We start from the raw sequence: 21965 nt of genomic DNA on the forward strand, positions 1-21965 counted from the left end.
CACTGTACAATGATTGGCAATGGACGAGAAGTCTACAGGAGAAAGCATAAAGTATGGAGCTCAACATCACCTTATCTTAGAAATTAGTTATCCGAGTAGATAGTCGCACATGGGTTCAAACTGTTGTTTCATAATCCAAAGCGGAGCGAGCGGAATGCCCGGTTCACCCGCGGAACGCGTAGGGCATGCAGCTCACGGAGTAGACCAAATACTCATATTAAAGACACTAATGTTTGACTAATATAGAAATACTGAAAGTGACTAAACTGTCACTTTGGTAGTCACCTCACAGTCATTTTAGGCAGATATACTAAACGTATCATAACAACAAATGGAGGATTCAATATGGATATTTTAAAAATAGAAAATCTGTCTAAAGTGTACGGCAAAGGAGAAACTGCGGTTACAGCATTAAATAATGTTTCTTTTACAGTTAAAAAAGGTGAATTCGTGGCCATTATCGGTCCATCAGGTTCAGGGAAATCGACGCTCCTACACTTACTTGGAGGAGTAGACCGCCCAACCAGTGGAAAGGTTTTAGTAGATAACACTGATATGTATGAATTAAATGAAACAAATTTAGCGATTTTTAGAAGACGACAAATCGGCTTGATTTATCAGTTTTATAATTTGTTACCTATTTTAACGGTTGAAGAAAATATGACCCTTCCACTTTTATTAGACTCATATAAAGTCGATCAGAAGCATTTTATGGATACTGTTCACAGATTAGGGCTAGAAGGAAGGCTGAACCATCTCCCAAATCAGCTTTCAGGAGGACAACAGCAGCGTGTCTCGATCGGGCGTGCTCTCGTCAGTAATCCAGCGATTATGCTTGCCGATGAGCCAACTGGGAATCTAGATAGTAAAAATAGTAAGGAAATTATCGATTTATTAAAGATGTTTAATAAAACGTATAACCAAACACTGATTGTGATTACCCATGATGACCGAATTGCTTTACAAGCTGATCGGGTTATCTCGATTGAAGACGGACAAATCGCTAAGGACGAGGTGATTCGTCCATGAACATCGTCAACAAAGTGACCGTCAGACATTTAAAAGAAAACAAAAAGCGGACACTGATTACATTAATTGGTACGATTATCTCAGTAGCAATGGTGATGGCGGTCGCCACATTAGGTACGTCCTTTATGAACATGCTCCAACGTGATTCGATTGAAATGCATGGAGATTGGCATGTAATGTATGGCGGGTTGAATGAAGAGCAAGTTGAGGCAGTTCAAAATGAGGTAAACACAGATTACCTCTCTCTTTTGCATGAGCGCGGGTATGCGTTTTTGGAAGGGAGCGCTAATAGAAGCAAACCTTATTTATATGTACAGCAAATGAACGAAGATGGCTTTGAGCAAATGCAAATTAATTTAGTAAGTGGCCGTCTTCCTGAAAAAAGCAATGAAGTAGTCATCTCAGAAGAAATCGCTAAAAATGCCCGTGTCCAGTTCGAGATTGGTGACGAGCTTCAACTAGAAGTGGGGCAACGATTTTCTGACAGTGAAGATTTTTACTTGAACCGAGGCGATAATGGTTCATTATTTGTAACGAATGATGAAACGCAAGAAACGTTAATTAATGTAGAAAATGAAACTTACACTGTTGTCGGAGTTGTGGAAAGTCCATTTTGGGATTATTTTTGGTCGGCGGGCTATTCCATTATTTCCTTTCTTGACCAAGAAACAGTTGCCAAAAGCTCAGATGTTTTTGGGTTTGTGACTTTAGATAAAGTAAAAAGGGCTCTCTTTGATGATGCTGATGCTTTTGCAAAAGCAAACGGGATCGAGACCGTTTATTACAATCATGATCTCTTGAGGTATCATGGCTTTACAGCAAATGATAATATGCAAACAACTCTTTATGGTCTTCTTTCAATTATTATCGTAATTATTATGGTAGGTTCTGTCGCCCTTATTTTTAACGCTTTTGCCATTTCGGTATCAGAGCGATCACGATATTTAGGTATGCTTTCAAGTGTTGGGGCAACTAAGCGACAAAAGAGGAATTCGGTTTATTTTGAAGGGTTAATTATAGGTGGAATTAGTATACCAATTGGAGTTCTCGCTGGAGTTACAGGGATTTGGGTAACATTAATGATCATTAACTCAATATTAAGCAACATTGGTTACGATAATGAATTATATCTAGTCGTATCGCCATGGTCTGTCCTTATTGCGGTATTAATTTCAGCTTTAACAATTTTTATTTCTACTTATATTCCAGCCAAACGAGCTTCGAAAATTTCAGCTATTGATGCGATTCGACAAACAAAGGATGTCAAACTAACAAAACGTGCGGTTAAAACTTTACCAATCGTTCGCAAAATCTTTGGAATGGAAGCAGAAATTGCTTTAAAGAACTTAAAGAGGAACAAAAAGAGGTATCAAGTTACCGTCTTTTCTTTAATGATCAGCATTGTCTTATTTTTGAGTGTGTCTTATTTTACCTTGAGTTTAACAAAATCATTAGATATGTCCCAAAGTGGAAATAACTTTGATATTAGCATATACTCCAGTAATTATAATGGTGAGATGGATCGTTTAATGGAGCAAATAAGCTTATTGGAGAATGTGACCGACTACAGTTTAAATCGGACAAGTAATTTTCACTTATGGGTGGAGGAACAATATTTACCGTCTGAAATCCTAAAGCTAGTGGAAGAATATCCAGACATGATGGAAGAGGGAAAATATCAATATTATATTGAACTCGTTACGATGGAACAAGCTATATTTGATCAATATGCAGCATTAGTTGGTGGAAACATAGAGCAATTAAATGATCCGAATGAACGTAGGGCAATATTAATTGATAACATTCAGTATGAGGATAGTGAGCAAGGGAAATATGTTGAAGCAACAGGAATTAATGCAGAAATTGGTGACATCCTTACCTTATCAGAAATGATCTTTGATGAAGAAGGAAATGATTATGTTAATCAAGAGGTCGGTTCGATCGAAATCGCCAACTTAACAAGCCAATTGCCGATAGGTTATTTTAATTCTTGGCTAGGCAATTTAACGATGATTGTGTCTCCAGTCGTTTTTGAAGAGATAATAGCGAGTAAAGAAGAAGGAGAGCCAGGTTATGGTCTTTTCTTACAAACAGACGATCCAGTCGCAACACAGGAGCAACTTGACTCAATGGATGATACGGCAAGTATGAGTATTCATAACTCATTTTTAAGTCGTCAAACAGATGAAAACATCATGAAAATATTATCCATTTTTATTTACGGGTTTATTACATTAATCACTTTGATTTCTATTGCCAATATATTTAACACGATTTCAACAAGTATCGCTTTACGAAAAAGAGAGTTTGCGATGCTAAAATCAATCGGAATGACGCCAAAATCCTTTAATAAAATGATCTATTTTGAAAGTATTTTCTATGGGTTGAAGTCAACCTTATATGGACTGCCAATCAGTGTTGCGATTATGTATTATATTTATTATACGAATCAAAATACATTCTCTTATGCTTTTGAACTTCCTTGGATGAATATCGTTATCGTCGTATTTGCTGTCTTTATGATCGTCGGAGCTGCGATGTTATACTCAATGTCTAAGGTGAAAAAAGAGAATATCATTGATGCCTTAAAGCAGGAAAATATATAAAGAGGAATTGCTGTTTTTATCAGAAGGAGACTACTAGGAGCAATATTAGTAGTCTTTTTTTTGATATAGAGAATGTCTAATGGAATAGTCAAAGGTGGTGTCTGCCTCGCAGTCTCTAAGTGCAGATTTTCAACGCTCTACTCACTTCGAAAAACTATCCAAAATATTCTATTTAGCACCTCGACTTGCATTCATTCGACTAATTTGCTAATATCGTTTCATAGCTAATGGTTTTGAAAATTAGAGAGGGAGTAATATTATTTATACTTTTAATAAAGAAGGTCACTTACTTGAAGAAGAGGTTGATACATTAAATCGAGTGTCCAAATTATCGATAAGCTCTTTAAATATGGAGGCCATCTCGGCAGTAACAATGACCTACCGGGCGGCTCAAGGGCTACGTAACAAAATGGAGAAAGAGGTACTTGCTCCGTATAAATTATCATGGACTTCCTTTTCGCTCTTATATGATTTATGGATACATGATTCGGTTGAAACAAAAAGGCTAGCGGAATTAGCGGGAGTTACTAAAGCAACGGTTAGTAATGTGACCAATACATTAGAGCGTAAAGAACTTTGTTATCGCAAATCAGATCCACATGACAGAAGGTTAACGAATGTTTTGATAACAGAAAAAGGAAAAATGGTCATGGAGGAGTTATATCCGCATTTTCATCAGAAAGAAGTGGAAATCGTTTCTGGTTTAGACAAAGAAGAACAAAAACAGCTTTCAAACTTACTGCGAAAAGTGATTAAGGAGCAAAACTTTTAAATAAAAGGGGAGGCAATTAGATGGAAACGACAGTGGCTAAATTAACAATGGAACAACAACATGAAGTAAAAAGGCAGTTGGCCATTTATCAAGAAGGAACACATGATATCATTCCGTCTGAAGAGTTAGAGAAAAAGATAGTAAATTCTATTTTAGAAAATCGGCCTTTAAAGGTAAAGCTTGGACTTAATCCATCAGCACCAGATGTCCATTTAGGTCATACCGTTGTGTTAAAAAAACTGAAGCAATTTCAAGATAATGGACATACGATTCAATTATTAATTGGTGATTTTACTGGAAAAATCGGTGACCCGACTGGGAAGTCTGTTGCGAGAAAACAATTAACCGATGAACAAGTAAAATTAAATGCTAAAACGTACTTTGAGCAGTTTGGAAAAGTCATTGATATGGATAAAGTGGAGCTTCATTATAACTCAGAGTGGTTATCTAAATTAAGCTTTGAAGAAGTTATTCAACTCGCTGGAAAAATAACGGTTGCGAGATTAATGGAGCGAGATGATTTTGAAGAACGGATTGCTTTAGGTAAACCTATTTCATTACACGAATTTTTCTACCCACTTATGCAAGGTTATGATTCTGTTGTTTTAGAAAGTGACATTGAGCTAGGGGGTACTGATCAACATTTTAACGTCTTAATGGGGCGTCATTTCCAAGAGAGATTTGGAAAAGAGAAACAAATTGCGATTTTAATGCCTTTATTAGAAGGGTTAGACGGCTTGGAGAAAATGTCAAAGTCGAAAAACAATTACATTGGCATTGATGAAAAACCTAAGGACATGTATGGAAAGGCGATGTCGATTCCTGATTCCTTAATGGTCAAATATTTTGAGTTAATTTCTGATTACACAATAGAGCAAAATGAAGCTATAAAAAGGGACTTAGCATCAGGGGAACTGCATCCAAGAGATGCCAAGATGAAATTAGCCCGTAGCATTGTGCGGATGTACCATAGTGAAGAACTTGCTGAAGTCGCTGAACAGCATTTTATTACCGTTTTTCAGAAAGGGGTTTTGCCTGAGCAGATTCCTTCTGTTGAATGGAAGGGGGCTGGTGAGGTCGCGATTTTGGACTTGCTTGTCGACTTGAAATTAATGCCCTCTAAAAGTGAAGCGAGAAAAATGATAACAAATGGAGGTGTCAAAATCAATTCTGAAAAGGTCAGCGATTTTTATCATACTGTCAAAGTAGAAGATGGAATGGTTGTGCAAATAGGAAAGCGAAAGATCGTACAGCTGCAATATAAGGAATAGAAAGAGTTTGGGACAAACCCCTCCTCTGGTAGGAAGAGCCAGTGACATTTTACTCGTTTAAAACGTCACTGGCTTTCGTTCTATTTATCGGAATTTTAGTGGATGGCTACGAATGGCAGTCTACTCACCGCCCCCGAAAATCATGTTCCGCGTCAATCGCAAGGTGCTAAACTAACCGGCTAGGTCGGTGGACTTCTGTTTATTTAGTAGCTAACACATTTTTATAAATATAAAGAGCATCGATTGTATGGAAGGGAGCGGTTTGGCTAGAGCCATCGGCGCCTGCTGTGACTAAAATATATTCCACCCCATCAACGATTGCATAACTCGCTAAACAAAGACCAGCTTGTCTTGTATACCCTGTTTTTCCCCCTAAAATGTTGACATTAGGCATCATCGGTTCACCTTCCATCATTTGAAACATTGTACTGTTAAACGTAATGCCCTCTGAACGAAGATTTGTACTTCCTGTTGTGTAACGCTCACTTGTAAAAATTTCTTTAAATGTCGGGTTTTTTAAGGCTTCTTTTAATAAAAGAGCCATATCATACACGGTGGAGTAATGGTTTTCTTGATCAAGGCCTGTTACGTTAGCAAATGTGGTATCGTTCATATGAAGCTCATTAGCCTTTTGGTTCATCAACTCAACAAAGTTCATTTCTGACCCCGCTATATGATTAGCTAAGGCAACGGAAGCTTCAGCTCCTGAAGGCAGTAAGGTGCCATAAAGCAAATCAATCGCTTTAACCTCTTCATTAGGAAGGAATCCAGCTAAAACAAGGTTCTTTTCATTTAAAATTGGAAAGATATCCGCGTCAATTTTGACTGACTCCTCTTTTTGCTCAAGCTGTTCTATCGCCACTAATGTTGTCATCATTTTGGTTAGTGAAGCAACCGAGATTTCTTGCTGATGTCGTTTTTGATAAATCACTTTTTCATCGTCTAACCGCAGCAAATAAAACTGTTCACTATATAAATTATCTTCTAGTTCTTTGGAGCTTTCAAAAAGGTAATTTATCTGTTTATCTGGCCAAAAGGGCAAAGAATGTTCCGAATTCATTAGTAAAAATAAGGCGACTAGACCCGTGCCACTTAAAACGATTACTTTATTCATTTCAACTAGATTCTCCTCTGTATTATGTTTATCAATAACTAACTTTCAGGGATTATTCCTCATCCGTTCAATTGATTTAAAGTACAGAACGTAATGTCTTTATTAACCTCACCTTATTTTAACAAAGTTAAACTAGGGCTAGATGATTTGTTTCTTAATTTAACTTTATTTTACGATCTAATTTTTTAGATTATTTTAAAAATATAGTTGCGATCTATAAATTTAGATCATATAATGATATTAGATTAATAAAAGTCAGAAAATATAGACTTGGAGGTTGGAAAAATGGAATTTAAACGAATGAATATAAATCTTAAGCAACAAAAACTGCTCTCAAATCCGTTAAGGGTAAAAATCGTCTACTTATTAGCAGAGGAGCCGATGACATCGAAACAAGTGGCAGAAGCGTTAGAAATGTCACCAGGCAATATTCATTATCACATTCAACAACTTTATCAAAATGATATTTTGGAGCTTACAGAGGTAAGAGAGAAAAAAGGTATTAATGAAAAGTATTACCGAGCCAAAGCAACACATTTTGTTTTAGAAAATAAAACCGAAAAGGGAACTGAGGAGGTAGAGGAACATGAAAGTTATCATTCGGTTCATGATTTTACAGAAAAAGAACTGGAAGAATTTAAAAATGAGTATAGCCATTTATTATTAAAGTACTTAAAAAAATCAGTAACTAAAACGACCGAAAAACGTAAGAGCTACCATTTAAACCTTGATATTAAACAAACAAAAGGAGAGGAAATGGAATGAAATTATTTAATCGAAATTTTAATATTTTATTTTCAGGAGCATTTGTCAAAGGGCTTGGCAGTGGGATATACTCCGTAGCAGCGATGCTCCTTGTGCTCCATTTAACAGGGAATGTCTTTTATTCAGGGGTCACTTTTTTTGTGATTAGCATTCCGAATATTATCGGCTTTCTGATTGCTCCACTAGCCAACTATGTTTCATTTAAAAAAGGGCTTATCAGTGCTGAATTTCTAAAATCTATTCTACTCATGTCGATACCACTTCTTTACTCCTTAGATCTTCTTCATGTCTTTTATGTCATTGCCATTATGTTCTTCACAGCTTTAATCTCACAATTCACGTATCCAATTGAAACAACCTTAATCCCTACTTTTGTGGGGGAAAAAAATATCGTCAAAGCAAATTCCTTAATGCAAACACTTCGTGAAGGACTAGACGTTGTTTTTTTAGCTGTAGCCGGTATCTTAATTGCGTTTGTTGGCAATGCAGAGGCTGTTTTTATTACCGCGATTTGTCACTTCATCACAGGTATTCTTTATTGTTTCTTCCGTTTTCAAGTCCAGGATTCATCTGGATATGAAAAATCATCGACATCAGCATGGAAAACATATAAAAAAGATTTAAATGAAGGAATTCAATTTATTCGTGGTTCAGATATTTTCAAAAAGATACTTGGACCAGCGATCATGATAAATTTCTTTTTCGGAGGGGCTATGGCTGTATTACCAGCTTTTGCACTCTTTCATGGTGGCAGTGATGAATATTATGGTTATTTATTATCAGCGATTACAGTAGGGAGTTTAATTGGTGCCATCATAACACCTAAATTTAAAAACTTCTCATTTGGTAAATTGCATATTGTCGGATTTTTAGTTGCTGGAATAGCTATTATTGGTGTTGCTTATGTCCCGTTTTGGATCAGCCTTATGTTAATGCCAATTACTTTTATATGTATCACAATTACAAATATTATTTTATTCTCTATCATTCAACAAAAGGTAAAAAGAGCATTGGTTGGCCGTATTATTACTGTAGTCACAAGCTTTGCTGGCCTGGCTATGCCACTTGGCGGATTAATTGGAGGAGCACTTGGAAATATAAATGTCATTTATCCCATCGTTTTAGCTGGACTATCCATGTTATTTATTAGCTTATACTTTTTAATCCAACCGACACTAAGAAAACTGCCAAAAGCCGATGAGGTCAGCTTTAATGCTAATTTTGAAAACGGAGAAGTAGCATTAGAACCAACGGGTGCTGTGAACAAATAAACGGTGGCTATTTCTAGTAAATCGATTTTGTTTGAAGTGTGTATAAACAAGTTTAAAAGGTCGATATATATTGTCCACATCTGTGGATAAAATAATGAGTATTTTCAAAATAGTTAAATTTGAAATAAGAAATGATTATAAAAATATGTTTGAGATGAGCATTAAAATAGGCTTTTCTCTATTTTTTTTGTTTAAAAAGTCAGAAGGGGTGGGTAATAAATGTCCTGTGGAAAAGCTGTTAGTAAGTGCTTACATTTTAATGGGACCTATAGGTTAGATGAATGTATTTTAATCATGAGACTTATAAGTGGTGATGAAATTAAGTCTGATTAAAATTGAACATTCAGAAAATAATTCTGCTTTTTGCTCATTTTTTCTTGTTTTGTGATATAGTAGGATCAATTTATTAATTGAGGTGAGTGTAGATGAGTCAAGTTGAGCAGAGTATAGCATTAGATTTAGAGCGAATTGTTTTTATTGGACGATCGTATGAGGAGTATATAAAAATGTTTGCCTTATCAGAGGAAGCGCTTATCGGCAAACGGATTCTTGATTGCCCGGCTGGGGCGTGCTCTTTTGCGGCCGTTGCGGCTAAAAAGGGGTTAAATGTGACCGCCATTGACCAAGCATATCGATTTTCACCGGAACAAATCAGAAGAAAAGGTGTGCTAGATATTGAACATGTTATCGATAATATGCACATGACGAAAACGAAGTATCAATGGGAATTTTTTGAAAATATACCTCATTTAAAAGAGCATCGTTTAACAGCTCTACAGACATTTCTGGCAGACTATACACAATGTAATGATAACTATATTACGGCGACAATTCCTAATTTGCCGTTTGCAGATGGTGAATATGATCTGCTTTTATCCGCACATTTTCTATTTATGTATGGAGACCGATTAGACGTAACTTTTCATTTAGAGGCGATTAATGAAATGATTCGTGTGACGAATAAGGAAGTTCGTATTTTTCCGCTTGTCGATTTATATGGGAAACGTTATGAACATCTTGATATTGTAATTAGTCATATTCGTGGATTAGGTTGTGATGTAGTGATGGAAGAAGTAGAATATGAGTTTCAAAGAGGGGCTAATACGATGTTGAGAATTTTAAAATAAATCAAATTTATCCCTAACGGTCGTCGCTGGTTTGAGGGCTATATTCAAGCATCTCTTTCGCTCTTATTCACATTTCCCCAACTAGCAGGTGGATAACTAAAAAAGGATGTGACCCTGATGGACGATATTCACAAACTATCCCCAGTTGATGCGGCAAAAAAGATAATTGAATCGAGTTTTCCACATTGTGAGTTTGCCTTGTTAGCTGGTAGTACCGTGAGAGGAGAGGCAACCAAAACATCAGATTTAGATATTGTGATCCTGCAAAATGATATAACCGGAATCATTTCCTTTGTTGAACAAATATTAGAACCGTTTGGTGGTTTCTATTTTGCTGGATTTGCTATAGGGAAAAGAGAGTAAGGCGGATTAAAGGAATCCGCCGAAATGAAGGATATATATTTGTTAATAACGTCTTTTTTGTGGATGAAATTGTGGTTGATAATAATGGTTTGGAGTTGCGTTCTGTGGATAATAAGTATTGGCATATTGATTGGAATGGTTCGAGCGGTTTGATTGATGTGCTGTTTGTGATGGATTTCGTTCACAATTAGCAGATGGTCCAATGAATAAGTTCGGCTCGATAGAATCAGTAGCGGCCTTCCATTGCTCTTCATCTATACAATACGTATGAGCCATAATTTGATCAGGAGTGAAGTGGAGAATATCTGAACCAAGAACAACCTCAGGCTGTGGAGCATTAAAAATGGCAAGGAGGTGCGTATTGTCAGAAGTAGCGACTTCATAATGCCACCAGCCCTGCGGTACATTCGAGACTTGACCAGGAGTAATCGGGAAATTTAATAATTCCTTTGTAAAAGGATTTAAAATGGATACAACCGCTGAGCCAGAAATACAATACACTAACTCGGCTGCATTTTGATGGTAATGTGGTTCAACTACATTGGAATTGCTAAGGTAAATATCGAGTAGTGAGACATTATCAAGCGTATTTAATTGTTGTATACCGAGTACATTTATGAAATTTTCATTATTTTTTCTCATAAGATTATTTGTATTTACATCAAAAAAGAATTGTGCTGATGGAGACGTATAATCCATATACTTTGTCATACTGTCCTGTCACCTCTTTAAGATTTTTTTATCCGTTTATAGGATATGTGCCTAAACGGAATAGGGTGAAAAAATAAAACGGAGAGACGTTAGTATTGAAATGAGTAAGGGTTGGTTTAATGGAAGGAAAGGAATGAAATGGTTTAGTTGGCTTGTTTTAATGTAAGTGTAAAATATAGATTTTTAATACTGAATAGGCAAGAAATCATACTACTGAAGAGCCTACTGAAAAAGTCTCATGCTCAACCTAAACAGGGAAGAATCTCAAACAATTTGATTATGGGTTAATTATGGCTTCAAATGGTTTTCTTTGACCGAAGCGAGCGGAATGCCCGGAGGCTCCCGATTCACCCGCTATTGCTGTGGGCATGCAGCACGCGGAGTATGCTAACTAATGTAACCATACTTGCCTTCATTAGTGAAACATGGGAAATCCTACAGCGACTTTGTCATGAGAAGGCTCCCTGTTCACTCGCCGAACGCGAGTATATTTCAGGAGCAAATGCTAGAGGCTAGACGACCATAACGTTCAGATTTCTCATAAGTAAAAACTCTTTTGTTCTAACCAAAAGGAGTGTGGAAAGTATGAGGCTTGCTATTATCCTATAACTTTTTTAACTTATATCTTTATATTATTAGAGCTTTATTTCGTAGCTTTCCTGATAATTATTACGATCATTATTGTTGATATAATCATCCAAGCTAAAGAAGAACGATTGCAACGAATAGTTACATATATACTTTTGATTGCTATTTTTCTTTATATATATATTTTGTTTTTTAAATAGAGGAGACGGGAAATGAATGAGGTAAATGTTATTCTATTTGATTTAGATGGTACATTGACGGATCCGAAAGTAGGGATAACAAAATCAGTTCAATATGCTTTACGAAAATTTGATATTGAAGTAACCGATTTAGATGAGCTTGAAAGTTTTATCGGTCCACCATTAAAGCAATCTTTTCCGGAAATTTACTCTTTAAATTCAGAACAAACCGAGCAAGCCATCGAGTTTTATCGAGAGAGGTTTATAGAGAAAGGTCTTTATGAAAACGAATTATATCCAGGTGTTATGGAGTTGTTACAGACATTAAAGGAAAGGAATCATCAAGTCATATTAGCGACGTCCAAACCAACTGTTTTCGCTGAAAAAATCCTTACTTATTTTAAACTCGATCGTTATTTTGATTTAGTTGTGGGGAGTCATCTCGATGGAGGACGTTCAGCAAAAGCCGAAATTATTGATTTTATTTTACAAAAGTACCCTATGAAAAAGAAATCAGAATTTGTGATGGTCGGCGATCGGAAACATGATCTAATTGGAGCAAACGAAGTAGGTATTCAATCGATCGGTGTTCTTTATGGCTATGGATCATACCAGGAATTACAAAAACAAAATCCAACTGCGATTTGTGAAAATGTTGAGCAGTTAAGAAACAGATTAATAAAGTAGCAACCGTTATGTTATGAAAAAGAGCTGCCATCCTAAACTAAAGAGTAATTGAAAAAGTCTCATGCTCAACCTAAACAGGGAAGACTCTCAAGCAATTTGATGATTCATTAGATGGTCATTATGGTTTCAACTGGTTTTTCTTTGACCAAAGCGGAGCGAGCGGAATGCCCGGAGGCTCCCGACTCACCCGCGGAATGCGTAGGGCATGCAGTGAGTTGGTGTATGCTAACTAATGTAACTATTTTTACTGTGTAGACCGCTTTTTAATAGCCTCCGATTTTGTCATATTAGGAGGCAGCTTTTTGTTTGCTGTTTATAAAAGTACGGTTTGAATTTCTTAAGAGAATTTTAATTACTTCTGAGAGGGTAATTAGGTAAAGACCAGACAAAGGCAAGTTATTATGAGGGAACATAAAAAAATAATTCAACCTCGTAATGAGAGTACTTAGAAAATCACTAAAATCAACATAATAATAGGTATTAAGTGGTTGAATGATTTCTAGATAAATTAAACATACAAATGCGATAAGGTTAACAATAAATAAGATGATTCCTCCATAAAAAAGCCATTTTACGACCAAATGTATAATTGGATTCATCGCTACCTCCAATCTAATAGCTTAGTCCTCTTTATTTTTATACCATTCCATTATCTCAGGGTAATCGTGAAATTTTAAAATCTTGGGCTGGAATTCACCAATTTCAATTAGTTGTTCATCGTCATTAATGAGGACAATGCAGTAGCCTTCATAAGGTGGAACAATAATATCATCCACTTTTAAACCGAGTTGATCAAAGAAATGATGAACTTTAAATTGTTCCGCTGCCTTTAACTGATGTAGCGGTTCTTCTTTTTCCGTAATTGCCTCGCCATCCTCTGTTTTATCTACAAGGGGATGGTCCGTATATGTAAGAACTGGTGTATTATTTTTATTATGTAGAACTTGGATTAACTCAGCTGCAGCAATAAGAAAAAAACCAGAAAAGCCGATAGTATTTAATGGATAAAGAACACTAGTCAAAATCATTCTCCATTTTTCCGAATCACTAGAATAATAATGGTATTCATTTGCACTACTGAATTCGCCATAGATAAGCAAACCAATCAATAACGCTCCAGAAAGTACTATTAAAACCCCAATAATAAATAAAAACTTCGCTACTCTATTACTATATCTTTTCACTAAAATCCCCCTAGCAGTTATGTATAGTAAAATATTACCACACTATTTCATTGAATAGAAAGAATATTTTACTAATTTAGATTTTTGTAGTATAGTAAAAAATCATTCCAAAATTTATCAAATTAACTCAATTATTGAAACTTTATGACGGAAAAGGAGAAAATAATGAAGGTTGCCTTTATGAAGCATGAGTTCAATCTAATGCTAAAAAGTAAAAAAAACTTATTGTTTTTACTTTTTTTAGTGATTGCTCTGCTGGTCTACTGTTTTATTCTATTACCAAATAATCAAACGGATAGTCATTTTGATCGTGTACAAGTTGAATATACGATTGGGGAAAAGATGGCGATGCAAGAAGACAGGGAAAGAAGAGGATCGACCGGTTATATTCGTTATACAATGGCACCGGTTTATGCCATCGATCAATTTTATATTGATATACATACAAAAATGTTAACGGCTTTAGAGGAAGGAGACTATTATCGATTTCTTCATTTACAAACCTTATATATAAGTTCGAATCAATCTAACTTTCTAGTAGAAGATCCTCGTTTTTTTGATTCCCCTTTTCCTATCAAGGATCGAAAGCATGCTTATTACCAAACTTTATTAAAACATGAAAGTTTATTAGCTAGTGGTAAGGAAGTGACGCCTGCGTTAATTGAGGAGAAAACAACTTTTCAAGCTCTATCAAACTTATTGCTTGGATACTTACCTTTCATTCTCCTATTTACGGCTATTTTTTTTAGTAGTGATTTACTTATTCGTGATAAGCACAATAAAACGATTATACAAGGGTTGCCAATTCCATGGTATCGTCTTCTTAACTTAAAATCAGCTATCGCTTTTTTCTATACATTAATGGTTATATCCGTATTATTTGTTTTGGGAGCTTTCTTTATTTTCATTCAGTATGGGTGGGGGTCTTTAGCAATAGAACTACCGATTATGCCACTGCAACAAACCTTTACTTTACAAGATTACGATACGATGACAATTGCGACATTTTTGCTTAAAACGATGAGTTTTATTCCAATTTGTGTGTTCTTATTGATTCGGTTGAACGTTTGGTTGAATTTACTTTTGAAAAATCAGTGGGTTGTATTAGTGATTAGTAGTTTACTATTGTTTTCTGAGAATTTTTATTTTAGTCGGACTACGAGGGAGTTATTTGGGTATGAAGTAAGCTTCTTTCCGCAAACTTATTTTGACTTTGGGAAAGCGATTACGGGCGAAAAAAGTTTTTTAATCAATCTTGAAACGATTACTTACTCAAGAGGTATCGTTGTTTTGCTCATAACTATTCTTATTGTGGAAATGCTTCTTTTTCTTACCGCGAAATATGTAAATAAACGTCGCTTCTATCAGTAAGGTCATAGCTAGAAAGGATAACCAAATATATGTATTGGAAGTATTCAAGATTTGAATTGAATTTACAAAGGCACAACAAAAAAAATCAGTGTCTAGGTCTTTTGTTAATTTTGTTTTTTATCCTCTTTTTTTTCCTTTATAGTTCTTCAAGGCCAATAACAGTGTATGAAGAAAAGCGTCAAGAGCCTAATATGTATAACTCTATATTTAACCAAATGCAATCTCTAGATGGGGTATCAGATATCGAATATGAAATTGGCTTGAATTTAAGGGAACAATCCAGTCTCGTAAACTTTCAAGTGTGGTATTTGCGAGATAAAGATAGAGACGGATATTTGGAAAATGGTCTAGAATTATCACAATTACGTCTCCGTGTTCATGAATTAGGCAATTTAGGATTACCACCTAATATGATTATTCCTGTAAATGAAATCCTTAAAGAAGAAGCTTTTTTAACGTATATTGATGAACATCATTTAGAGTTTCAAATGGATGCGGTAACCGCTAGTCAGTATTTAGTGAACGCACTAGAAACGATTAGTGGATTTGTATTTTTACTATTTATTTTAATGTTTGCCAGTGAAATACTTACCTTTGAAGGAAGACATAAGAGCGTTTTAAAAGGAGTTCCTATCTCGTTTATAAGTAAGGTACATTCCAAAGTAATGGTTTCTTTCATTTGTATCGCTCTCTTTCTATTGGTCGGGTTTGGGCTTGGAGGGTTATTTGCCGCTTGGCAATCGAGCCCTGGTGACTTTGCTGCTCCAGTTGTTATTTATCAAGGGGGCGAATTTATCGCGATATCAACCTTACAATTTTATTTATTAGTCATGATAGGGCTCCTGCTTGTCACGTTTTTTCTATTGTATTTAACGGTTTTACTTAATATTGTTTTTAAAAATGCGTATGCCACGATTATGTTTGGGCTTGGAGTATTTTTTATCCCTGATATCCTTAGCTCAGTTGGCTTACATGTATCTTGGTTACATACGATCAAGTTAATTGATATTCATGCGATCTTACTTGGAAATTCAACTGTACAATATTCTTTTAGTCAAATCGATTATACGTATGCATTGATTGCGATATTCGTTGCAACGTTAATCATTATCTCCGTTATTTACGGAATCAATAAAAAGAATTATTTAGAGAAATTTAAAAGAAAAGAGCCAAGCTCACAATCTTAAGTTAGAAATGAGGCATTGATTATGCTTGAGTTTAAAAATGTAACCGTCGCTTTTGGAGAGAGAAAAGTAATTGATAATTTGTCTTTTACAGCCAACCAGGGAGAGATTATAGGTCTCGTTGCCCCGAATGGCACTGGGAAAACGACATTGTTTAATGTAATGTCAAATTATTTACGACCTGTTAAAGGGGAAGTCATTTTTGATAGTAAACATAAATATGAATCAGAGCAATCGGAAGTATATATTCATAAACATATGTCTACTTTCCCAGAACAAAAAGATTTATTTGAAGATTTAACTGGACTTGAACATTTGCGCTTATTTGCGGATATGTGGAAGGGGTCAAGAAAGCAAATCCCCGAAGTGATCGAATATTTGAATATGGGGCATTATGTGAAAAGGAAGGTTCGTACCTATTCTTTAGGGATGAGACAGCGACTTTGCTTTGCGATGATGGTCGCAGCGGATACATCTGTAATGATTATGGATGAAGTCATGAATGGTTTAGATATTACAAATGTCGCTTTAATCTCAAAAAAACTGAGCGAAATGAAACAAGAAAATAAATTGATTTTTGTTGCCTCCCATTTGTTAGAAAACTTAGATCTATATGCAGATCGTGTCTGGTATTTAAAAAATGGTACCTTTGTCCACGAACAAATATATGAAGAAGATCAGGATTCGTTTATTAAGGTCGAAATGGATAGGCAGCAATATCATTTTTTAAAACAAAAACATGAGTTACCTGAGGAACATTTATACATCGCCAATCACTTATTATGTTTTCCTTTAAAAGGATTGAACATGAAGGAACAAACGAAATGGCTCGAACATTTTCTTGAACTATCTGATCAGCAACTAGAGGTGGGCCCATTAGGAACAATGGAGTTCTATGAAAGGTACTATCTTGAAAATGATTAAGAGAAGGAGTTTGTTGCCTCTTCTAATGGTAGTAGCTCTTATCGTGAGCGGTGGATGTATGCAATCTCAACTAAGTGATTCGGAGAAAATAAAGGCATTTCAAAATAATTATGAATTGGTGGGTGAGGAGAAGGAGCAGATGGTAGTAGGTATTAGCTCCCATATTTTTGATGAAATCGACCGCAGTAATGAAGAAGCATTAGAAGAGTTCGTCATTAGGCCATCAAGAGAGGTGGGTCAGCTCCACTCATTACCTGAGGGCAGATATCAACTGCATCCGGAGTATTCGGGAAATGTCTATATACGTGATCAAGATGGTGAGTTGATCTATCATAATATTCTCGGAAGTCGTTATGGGGTGGGGGCGATAACCATTGACTTAAAAGAAACGTTTACAATTGAGGCTGACGGTGGATTAACTTGGGTGTATATTTACCCCGTTGAAACCGAAGTAACCAATGAGTTGTCGGCAGGAATTTGGAAAGTAGGTCTTGATGTTGCTCCAGGTACATATCAAGTGACAGAATATGGTGGACTCGGATACTTTGAAGTATGGGAATTAAATGAAGAACCTCGTTTATACGAACTAATTGGCTCAGGTTTTAACGAAACGAACCCTAAGATAACGCTTGAAGAAGGTCAAGTGGTTCGATTGACGGGTGTATCTTCGCTCGTGTTGGAACCGATGTAATGTGAATGAAAAGAATTAAGGAGAAGGGACTGACTCAAAGCTGAATGAAACTTTGAGCAGTCTTTTTTGGGGAGTGAAAGTCAAAAGGATGACCTCCAGCTTCAGACTTTTGTCCAAATAGTCAAAATCAAAAGACAGTTTAACAACAACACAATCCATAAATGGAGTCTATTTTCCAAAAATTACTTGCTCTTCATAAAAAATCATGATAAATTAAGGTTTATAAGGTACCTTGTAATATATAGTACCTGTTAAAGAGGTGTTGTACGGTGAATATTCAATTTAAAAAAGGTGTTTTGGAATTATGTGTCCTCGTCTTAACAGCTCAGAAGGATAGGTATGGGTATGAGTTAGTGGAGGAAATCTCCAAACAGATTGAGATTTCAGAGGGGACGATATATCCCTTGTTAAGAAGATTAACAAAGGATGGCTATTTTTCTACTTATTTACGTGAATCAAAGGAAGGTCCGCCACGAAAATATTATTGTTTAACAGAGAGTGGAAGGTTTTATAAAAATGAATTGGTTGAGGAATGGAGTCATTTCTCAAAAGGAGTACAATCGATGATAGATGGGGAGGGAATGTAATGCTACAAGAGCGTTATATGGAGCGGCTTGAACAGGAATTAATAAGTGTACCAGAAAAAGAACGAGAAGAGATTCTTGTTGATTATGAAGAGCATTTTTATATTGGTCGTGAAAAAGGTCGGAGTGAAGAAGATATTATTAAGGGGCTAGGGTCGCCGAAAAAAGTAGCTAAAGAGATTATGTACAATCTGAGAGTTTCGAGTGCCAAAGAAAATCCATCCTTTAAAAATGTTTCGAGGGCTGTGGTTGCTACCTTAGGGTTAGGGTTCTTTAATTTAATCATAGTGCTTGTTCCATATGTGCTGGTTTTAACGGTACCGTTTGTCCTCCTTACAGTGGGAGCGGTTCTTGTATTTTCACCGGTTTTATTATTAATTGAAAGTGGATTTACCTTAACCTTTTTAAAAGAAACCTTTTATATGCTTGGGTTGGTAGGGGTCGGGTTGTTGGCACTAGTTGGTGCCTACTATACTCTTCGTCTTATTTATAAGGGAACCCTTCGCTATTTATCATTTAACTTAAAAGTGATTAGGGGGTCATAAAGTTGAATTGGAATTTACCTATCAAAAAAATAGTCGGAATTGCGTTGTTTCTCATTGGGCTATCGATTATCGGCAATGTCGTTCTGTACCAATATGGTCACTCTCCTTTTAATCTTGCTACATTAGATGTAACAAAACAAGTGGAAGCGAACTCAGTGGAATCGATTGAAGTGGTCACAAGTGTAGGCGATGTTCAATTAAGAACCTATGAGGGCGATGAGATCATCGTCTCATTAGAAGGAGAAACAGAGCAAAAGCTTTTAGATAATTATGAGCTAGTTGTTCAGCAATCGCAATCAAATCTTTTTATTGAATTAGTAAAAAAACCGACAGTTAAACTTTTTTCGGTTTTTCCTGACTACGGCAATTTGACCATTCAAATACCGGAAAAAGAGCTTTCAAAACTTAAAGTAAGTAATAATGTTGGGAGTATAAGAGTGTTTGGGGTAACAGCAGAGAATTTTGAATTATATGCATCGGTCGGACTGATACAAGCAGACGAAGTGAAAGGTGAAATTACAGCAAGAAGTGAGGTTGGGGTGATTGATCTTAAGGTTGCTGAACTAGTGGCGAATATTAAAGCTCATTCTTCTGTTGGCGATGTTCAAGTCACATTAATTGAGACCCCAGCAGCGTTAAGGCATGAACTGCGTAGTCAGCTAGGAGGACAGTCTGTTGATCTTCCCGCGTCTGTTAATGTAAATGATGAGACAGCTCCTTTAGTTGAACTAACGACAGAAGTAGGAAATGTTTCATTGAAATCTAATGGAAGATAAAGTAAAGTTAAGGAGCAGCTACAAGTTTAGTAGTTGCTCTTTTTTAACGCGATATAAAGGGATTATTGAGGATAAAGCGAATATAAATGAAGAGGTGATTCCGGTTGGCCGTTCGAAATTCTATTAAGGCTCTAATCATTCAAAACAATCACATTTTATTAACTAAAAATGAGGATCGGGAAGGCTTCTTTTATATGTGTCCTGGGGGCGGGCAGGAGCATGGGGAAACTTTTCATCAAGCATTACAAAGAGAATGTTTAGAGGAGATTGGACAAAAGGTTACGATTAATGAAATTGCTCATATAAGAGAATATATTGGAAAAAATCATCAACATGCTGAATTTGATTATGACCTTCATCAAGTTGAGTATTATTTTTCTTGTCAGTTGACGTCACCGGTAGAAGAGTGTCGTCCTCAAAATCCAGATGAACATCAAGTCGCTGTCGTATGGGTGAATTTAAACGAATTACACCAGCACAGGTTTTATCCTTATCAAATGATTCAATATTTGATACATAATGAAGGAAATAAAATTTATTTAGGTGATACGAATTAGAACAAAAATTAAAGGTGGTTTAACAATGAGCTTTGGCGTGATTTTAGTGATTGCAATGGTAGTGCTCCCTGCGATGGGTATTGGCGCTTATTCGGTTAAGAAGGATTATGAATTAAAAGAGAGAAGACTTGAAGTCAGAGAATTAGAGTTGGAATTAGAAATGAAAAAGTTGGATCATGAAGAAAGAAAGCAACTTTCCTCGGGTACCTATCATTTAGAGTCTGAACAGCGACCAAGGAATAGGGAGAATTAGGGTAAGGGAAGAAGGGGCTGTGCCCATAAGGTCAACAAAATGACTTTATGGACACAGCTTTTTATATATTTACCGGCAACTATGCGTCTATTTTCATCTCTGAAAGGCTAGACTCTTGTTCCTTATTTTGGATAAACAAGGAAGAGAGAAGACTTAAACTTAATAATAGAGCTAACAACAGAAAAGCGATCTGATACTGACCAACTTCTAAAATACGAATAGCTACAAAGGGGGCAGAACTAGCTCCGAGAAATAAAATAAAGGCATTAAAGGATAAGGCCCCTCCTCGTGCGGCACCAGATAATTCGCTGATTAAAGAAATGTTAATAGGATTCACCAATGATAGACCAAAAACAAATAAGATGGTCATTAATACCATAAAGGACAAACTTGGACTAAAACCGACGCACACAATACCAACAATGGCACATATCAAACCCGTTCTTAAAACAGTAAGCATCCCAAAGCGCTTCGCTAGTTGCCCAGCAAAAGGAGAGATGAGCATCCCAACAATTCCTATTCCTCTTATCATTAAGATATCATCGGTATTAAGTCCATAAATATCAGATACATAATGGCCAAGAATAGTATAAAGTCCAACTAAAGAAAAGAGCACCATAAACGTGATCGGAAAGGCTAAAAGAAGTTGTTTCTTTTTTAAAAGGGCAAACATCTTTTTGAATTTGAGTAAAATGTTTTCCTTTTGTTCTGGTGGTGGCTCTTGAGGTAAAAATCGGATGACCATAAGAGTTGTTAAGAAATATAGGATGCCAAGGATAAAGAAGAGGGTGTTCCAGTTAAAGAGCTGGTCGATGAGACCGCTAAAAACTTGGCCTATAATGGCAGCCATAAAAAAACCTAAACTAATATAACCGATAACCATCACTCTTTTTTCGCGTGGGAACATCTCACCTGCATATACGAGTGAAATGGGGGCAAAGGCCGCGGCAATGAGTCCTTGTAACGCCCTTAAGGCAACCAATGTATAGAAATGGTCAACAAACCCGGTTATAAAGGTAACGAGTGCTAAGAGGGAAAGGCTCACAACGAGAAAAATTTTACGCCCAAATCGGTCGGAAAATGGTCCATAAATTAAACAACCGAGTGCATAACAAAAAGCAAAGGCACTACCAAGCCAAGCTGCTTGTTTCAACGGGATCGAAAATAAACTAGAAAACATCGATAATAATGGTATCGTAATATACATGCTTGAGAGAATGATTAAACCACACCAAAATAAAATAAATGTCATAAGAGAATACCTCGGATGACTCGCGAATGTTGATTTGACTTTCAAGGCGACCTCCTTTTTCCTTATAATCATCATAAACTAGATTAGTTCAGAATAATAAGTTTATTTGGGTGGGAAGTATAAGAAGGAGACTACTATGGTTTAGGATATTCACACCGATA

At 36.0% G+C, this 21965-nt stretch carries 22 protein-coding genes and 1 pseudogene; 18 read left to right on the forward strand and 5 right to left on the reverse strand.

From position 1 onward, the window contains the following. The first annotated feature begins 345 nt into the window (after positions 1–345). The 4 genes from AA0017_RS20905 to tyrS all read left to right on the forward strand — a co-directional run bounded on the left by AA0017_RS20905 (position 346) and on the right by tyrS (position 5678). The gene (locus tag AA0017_RS20905) at positions 346–1029 is read left to right on the forward strand and encodes an ABC transporter ATP-binding protein (RefSeq protein WP_413377643.1); all 684 of its coding nucleotides are present in this window, start codon (positions 346–348) and stop codon (positions 1027–1029) included. Next, the gene (locus AA0017_RS20910; protein WP_413377645.1) at positions 1026–3635 is read left to right on the forward strand and encodes an ABC transporter permease; all 2610 of its coding nucleotides are present in this window, start codon (positions 1026–1028) and stop codon (positions 3633–3635) included. The genes AA0017_RS20905 and AA0017_RS20910 overlap by 4 nt, the downstream gene beginning before the upstream one ends. A 319-nt stretch (positions 3636–3954) precedes the next feature. Beyond that, on the forward strand, positions 3955–4407 hold the full coding sequence (locus tag AA0017_RS20915; RefSeq protein ID WP_413377647.1) for a MarR family winged helix-turn-helix transcriptional regulator: 453 nt from the start codon (positions 3955–3957) through the stop codon (positions 4405–4407). A 20-nt stretch (positions 4408–4427) separates the two neighbouring features. Continuing rightward, positions 4428–5678 carry a tyrosine--tRNA ligase gene (gene tyrS, locus AA0017_RS20920; RefSeq protein WP_413377649.1) on the forward strand — a complete coding sequence of 417 codons (1251 nt, stop codon included), beginning with the start codon at positions 4428–4430 and terminating at the stop codon, positions 5676–5678. Between the two features lie 199 nt (positions 5679–5877). Here the strand turns inward: tyrS and AA0017_RS20925 are convergent, their stop codons facing one another. Continuing rightward, on the reverse strand, positions 5878–6792 hold the full coding sequence (locus tag AA0017_RS20925; protein ID WP_413377651.1) for a D-alanyl-D-alanine carboxypeptidase family protein: 915 nt from the start codon (positions 6790–6792) through the stop codon (positions 5878–5880). Positions 6793–7077: 285 nt separating this feature from the next. Between AA0017_RS20925 and AA0017_RS20930 the strand changes: the two genes are divergently transcribed. The 4 genes and pseudogenes from AA0017_RS20930 to AA0017_RS20945 form a co-directional block, all read left to right on the forward strand. Continuing rightward, positions 7078–7557: an ArsR/SmtB family transcription factor gene (locus tag AA0017_RS20930; RefSeq protein ID WP_413377653.1), complete on the forward strand. Its 480-nt coding sequence runs from the start codon at positions 7078–7080 to the stop codon at positions 7555–7557. Further along, entirely contained in the window at positions 7554–8828 is a 1275-nt protein-coding gene (locus AA0017_RS20935; protein ID WP_413377654.1) for an MFS transporter, read from the forward strand. The genes AA0017_RS20930 and AA0017_RS20935 overlap by 4 nt, the downstream gene beginning before the upstream one ends. A gap of 425 nt (positions 8829–9253) precedes the next feature. Then, positions 9254–9955: an SAM-dependent methyltransferase gene (locus AA0017_RS20940; protein ID WP_413377656.1), complete on the forward strand. Its 702-nt coding sequence runs from the start codon at positions 9254–9256 to the stop codon at positions 9953–9955. 117 nt (positions 9956–10072) lie between these two features. Beyond that, positions 10073–10234, forward strand: a pseudogene (locus AA0017_RS20945) (nucleotidyltransferase domain-containing protein); the annotation flags it as partial. Positions 10235–10360: 126 nt separating this feature from the next. Here AA0017_RS20945 and AA0017_RS20950 read toward each other — a convergent pair. Continuing rightward, a complete protein-coding gene (locus AA0017_RS20950) occupies positions 10361–11029 on the reverse strand; it encodes a cupin domain-containing protein (protein WP_413377658.1) in 669 nt (222 codons plus the stop codon). An 800-nt stretch (positions 11030–11829) separates the two neighbouring features. Between AA0017_RS20950 and AA0017_RS20955 the strand changes: the two genes are divergently transcribed. Then, positions 11830–12483 carry an HAD family hydrolase gene (locus AA0017_RS20955; RefSeq protein WP_413377660.1) on the forward strand — a complete coding sequence of 218 codons (654 nt, stop codon included), beginning with the start codon at positions 11830–11832 and terminating at the stop codon, positions 12481–12483. Between the two features lie 287 nt (positions 12484–12770). Here the strand turns inward: AA0017_RS20955 and AA0017_RS20960 are convergent, their stop codons facing one another. Together AA0017_RS20960 and AA0017_RS20965 are read right to left on the reverse strand one after the other, a co-directional pair. Further along, entirely contained in the window at positions 12771–13082 is a 312-nt protein-coding gene (locus AA0017_RS20960; RefSeq protein ID WP_413377662.1) for a hypothetical protein, read from the reverse strand. 21 nt (positions 13083–13103) lie between these two features. After that, complete coding sequence (locus AA0017_RS20965; protein ID WP_413377664.1) at positions 13104–13667, reverse strand: hypothetical protein; 564 nt, start codon at positions 13665–13667, stop codon at positions 13104–13106. Between the two features lie 165 nt (positions 13668–13832). On the opposite strand from AA0017_RS20965, the gene AA0017_RS20970 reads away from it, so the two are divergent. From AA0017_RS20970 to AA0017_RS21010, 9 genes are all read left to right on the forward strand, one after another. After that, complete coding sequence (locus AA0017_RS20970) at positions 13833–15038, forward strand: hypothetical protein (RefSeq protein WP_413377665.1); 1206 nt, start codon at positions 13833–13835, stop codon at positions 15036–15038. A 191-nt stretch (positions 15039–15229) separates the two neighbouring features. Then, complete coding sequence (locus AA0017_RS20975) at positions 15230–16225, forward strand: hypothetical protein (RefSeq protein ID WP_413377666.1); 996 nt, start codon at positions 15230–15232, stop codon at positions 16223–16225. 21 nt (positions 16226–16246) lie between these two features. Continuing rightward, a complete protein-coding gene (locus AA0017_RS20980) occupies positions 16247–17146 on the forward strand; it encodes an ABC transporter ATP-binding protein (RefSeq protein ID WP_413377667.1) in 900 nt (299 codons plus the stop codon). A 139-nt stretch (positions 17147–17285) separates the two neighbouring features. Continuing rightward, positions 17286–17837 carry a hypothetical protein gene (locus tag AA0017_RS20985; protein ID WP_413377670.1) on the forward strand — a complete coding sequence of 184 codons (552 nt, stop codon included), beginning with the start codon at positions 17286–17288 and terminating at the stop codon, positions 17835–17837. A gap of 269 nt (positions 17838–18106) precedes the next feature. After that, a complete protein-coding gene (locus AA0017_RS20990; RefSeq protein WP_413377672.1) occupies positions 18107–18424 on the forward strand; it encodes a PadR family transcriptional regulator in 318 nt (105 codons plus the stop codon). Then, the gene (locus tag AA0017_RS20995) at positions 18424–18966 is read left to right on the forward strand and encodes an HAAS signaling domain-containing protein (protein WP_413377674.1); all 543 of its coding nucleotides are present in this window, start codon (positions 18424–18426) and stop codon (positions 18964–18966) included. The genes AA0017_RS20990 and AA0017_RS20995 overlap by 1 nt, the downstream gene beginning before the upstream one ends. A gap of 2 nt (positions 18967–18968) precedes the next feature. Next, complete coding sequence (locus AA0017_RS21000) at positions 18969–19742, forward strand: DUF4097 family beta strand repeat-containing protein (protein ID WP_413377676.1); 774 nt, start codon at positions 18969–18971, stop codon at positions 19740–19742. A gap of 104 nt (positions 19743–19846) precedes the next feature. Further along, a complete protein-coding gene (locus AA0017_RS21005; protein WP_413377678.1) occupies positions 19847–20299 on the forward strand; it encodes an NUDIX domain-containing protein in 453 nt (150 codons plus the stop codon). Positions 20300–20324: 25 nt separating this feature from the next. Next, entirely contained in the window at positions 20325–20552 is a 228-nt protein-coding gene (locus AA0017_RS21010; RefSeq protein WP_413377680.1) for a hypothetical protein, read from the forward strand. Positions 20553–20631: 79 nt separating this feature from the next. Here AA0017_RS21010 and AA0017_RS21015 read toward each other — a convergent pair whose 3' ends face one another. After that, positions 20632–21849, reverse strand: coding sequence for an MFS transporter (locus tag AA0017_RS21015; protein WP_413377682.1), 1218 nt, complete (start codon positions 21847–21849; stop codon positions 20632–20634). Positions 21850–21965 lie beyond the last annotated feature (116 nt).

Source organism: Alkalihalobacillus phoenicis, assembly GCF_047302405.1.
Taxonomy (GTDB): domain Bacteria; phylum Bacillota; class Bacilli; order Bacillales; family Bacillaceae_D; genus Alkalihalobacillus.

Excerpts from the sequence above, each read along its gene's own strand:
- tyrS (WP_413377649.1), top strand. The coding sequence starts at position 4,428 with ATGGAAACGACAGTGGCTAAATTAACAATGGAACAACAACATGAAGTA.
- AA0017_RS20975 (WP_413377666.1), top strand. The coding sequence starts at position 15,230 with ATGTATAACTCTATATTTAACCAAATGCAATCTCTAGATGGGGTATCA.
- AA0017_RS21010 (WP_413377680.1), top strand. The coding sequence starts at position 20,325 with ATGAGCTTTGGCGTGATTTTAGTGATTGCAATGGTAGTGCTCCCTGCG.
- AA0017_RS20940 (WP_413377656.1), top strand. The coding sequence starts at position 9,254 with ATGAGTCAAGTTGAGCAGAGTATAGCATTAGATTTAGAGCGAATTGTT.
- AA0017_RS20960 (WP_413377662.1), bottom strand. The coding sequence starts at position 13,082 with ATGAATCCAATTATACATTTGGTCGTAAAATGGCTTTTTTATGGAGGA.
- AA0017_RS20930 (WP_413377653.1), top strand. The coding sequence starts at position 7,078 with ATGGAATTTAAACGAATGAATATAAATCTTAAGCAACAAAAACTGCTC.
- AA0017_RS20985 (WP_413377670.1), top strand. The coding sequence starts at position 17,286 with ATGGTAGTAGGTATTAGCTCCCATATTTTTGATGAAATCGACCGCAGT.
- AA0017_RS20955 (WP_413377660.1), top strand. The coding sequence starts at position 11,830 with ATGAATGAGGTAAATGTTATTCTATTTGATTTAGATGGTACATTGACG.
- AA0017_RS20950 (WP_413377658.1), bottom strand. The coding sequence starts at position 11,029 with ATGACAAAGTATATGGATTATACGTCTCCATCAGCACAATTCTTTTTT.
- AA0017_RS20910 (WP_413377645.1), top strand. The coding sequence starts at position 1,026 with ATGAACATCGTCAACAAAGTGACCGTCAGACATTTAAAAGAAAACAAA.
- AA0017_RS20925 (WP_413377651.1), bottom strand. The coding sequence starts at position 6,792 with ATGAATAAAGTAATCGTTTTAAGTGGCACGGGTCTAGTCGCCTTATTT.
- AA0017_RS20970 (WP_413377665.1), top strand. The coding sequence starts at position 13,833 with ATGAAGGTTGCCTTTATGAAGCATGAGTTCAATCTAATGCTAAAAAGT.
- AA0017_RS20905 (WP_413377643.1), top strand. The coding sequence starts at position 346 with ATGGATATTTTAAAAATAGAAAATCTGTCTAAAGTGTACGGCAAAGGA.
- AA0017_RS20980 (WP_413377667.1), top strand. The coding sequence starts at position 16,247 with ATGCTTGAGTTTAAAAATGTAACCGTCGCTTTTGGAGAGAGAAAAGTA.
- AA0017_RS20995 (WP_413377674.1), top strand. The coding sequence starts at position 18,424 with ATGCTACAAGAGCGTTATATGGAGCGGCTTGAACAGGAATTAATAAGT.
- AA0017_RS20935 (WP_413377654.1), top strand. The coding sequence starts at position 7,554 with ATGAAATTATTTAATCGAAATTTTAATATTTTATTTTCAGGAGCATTT.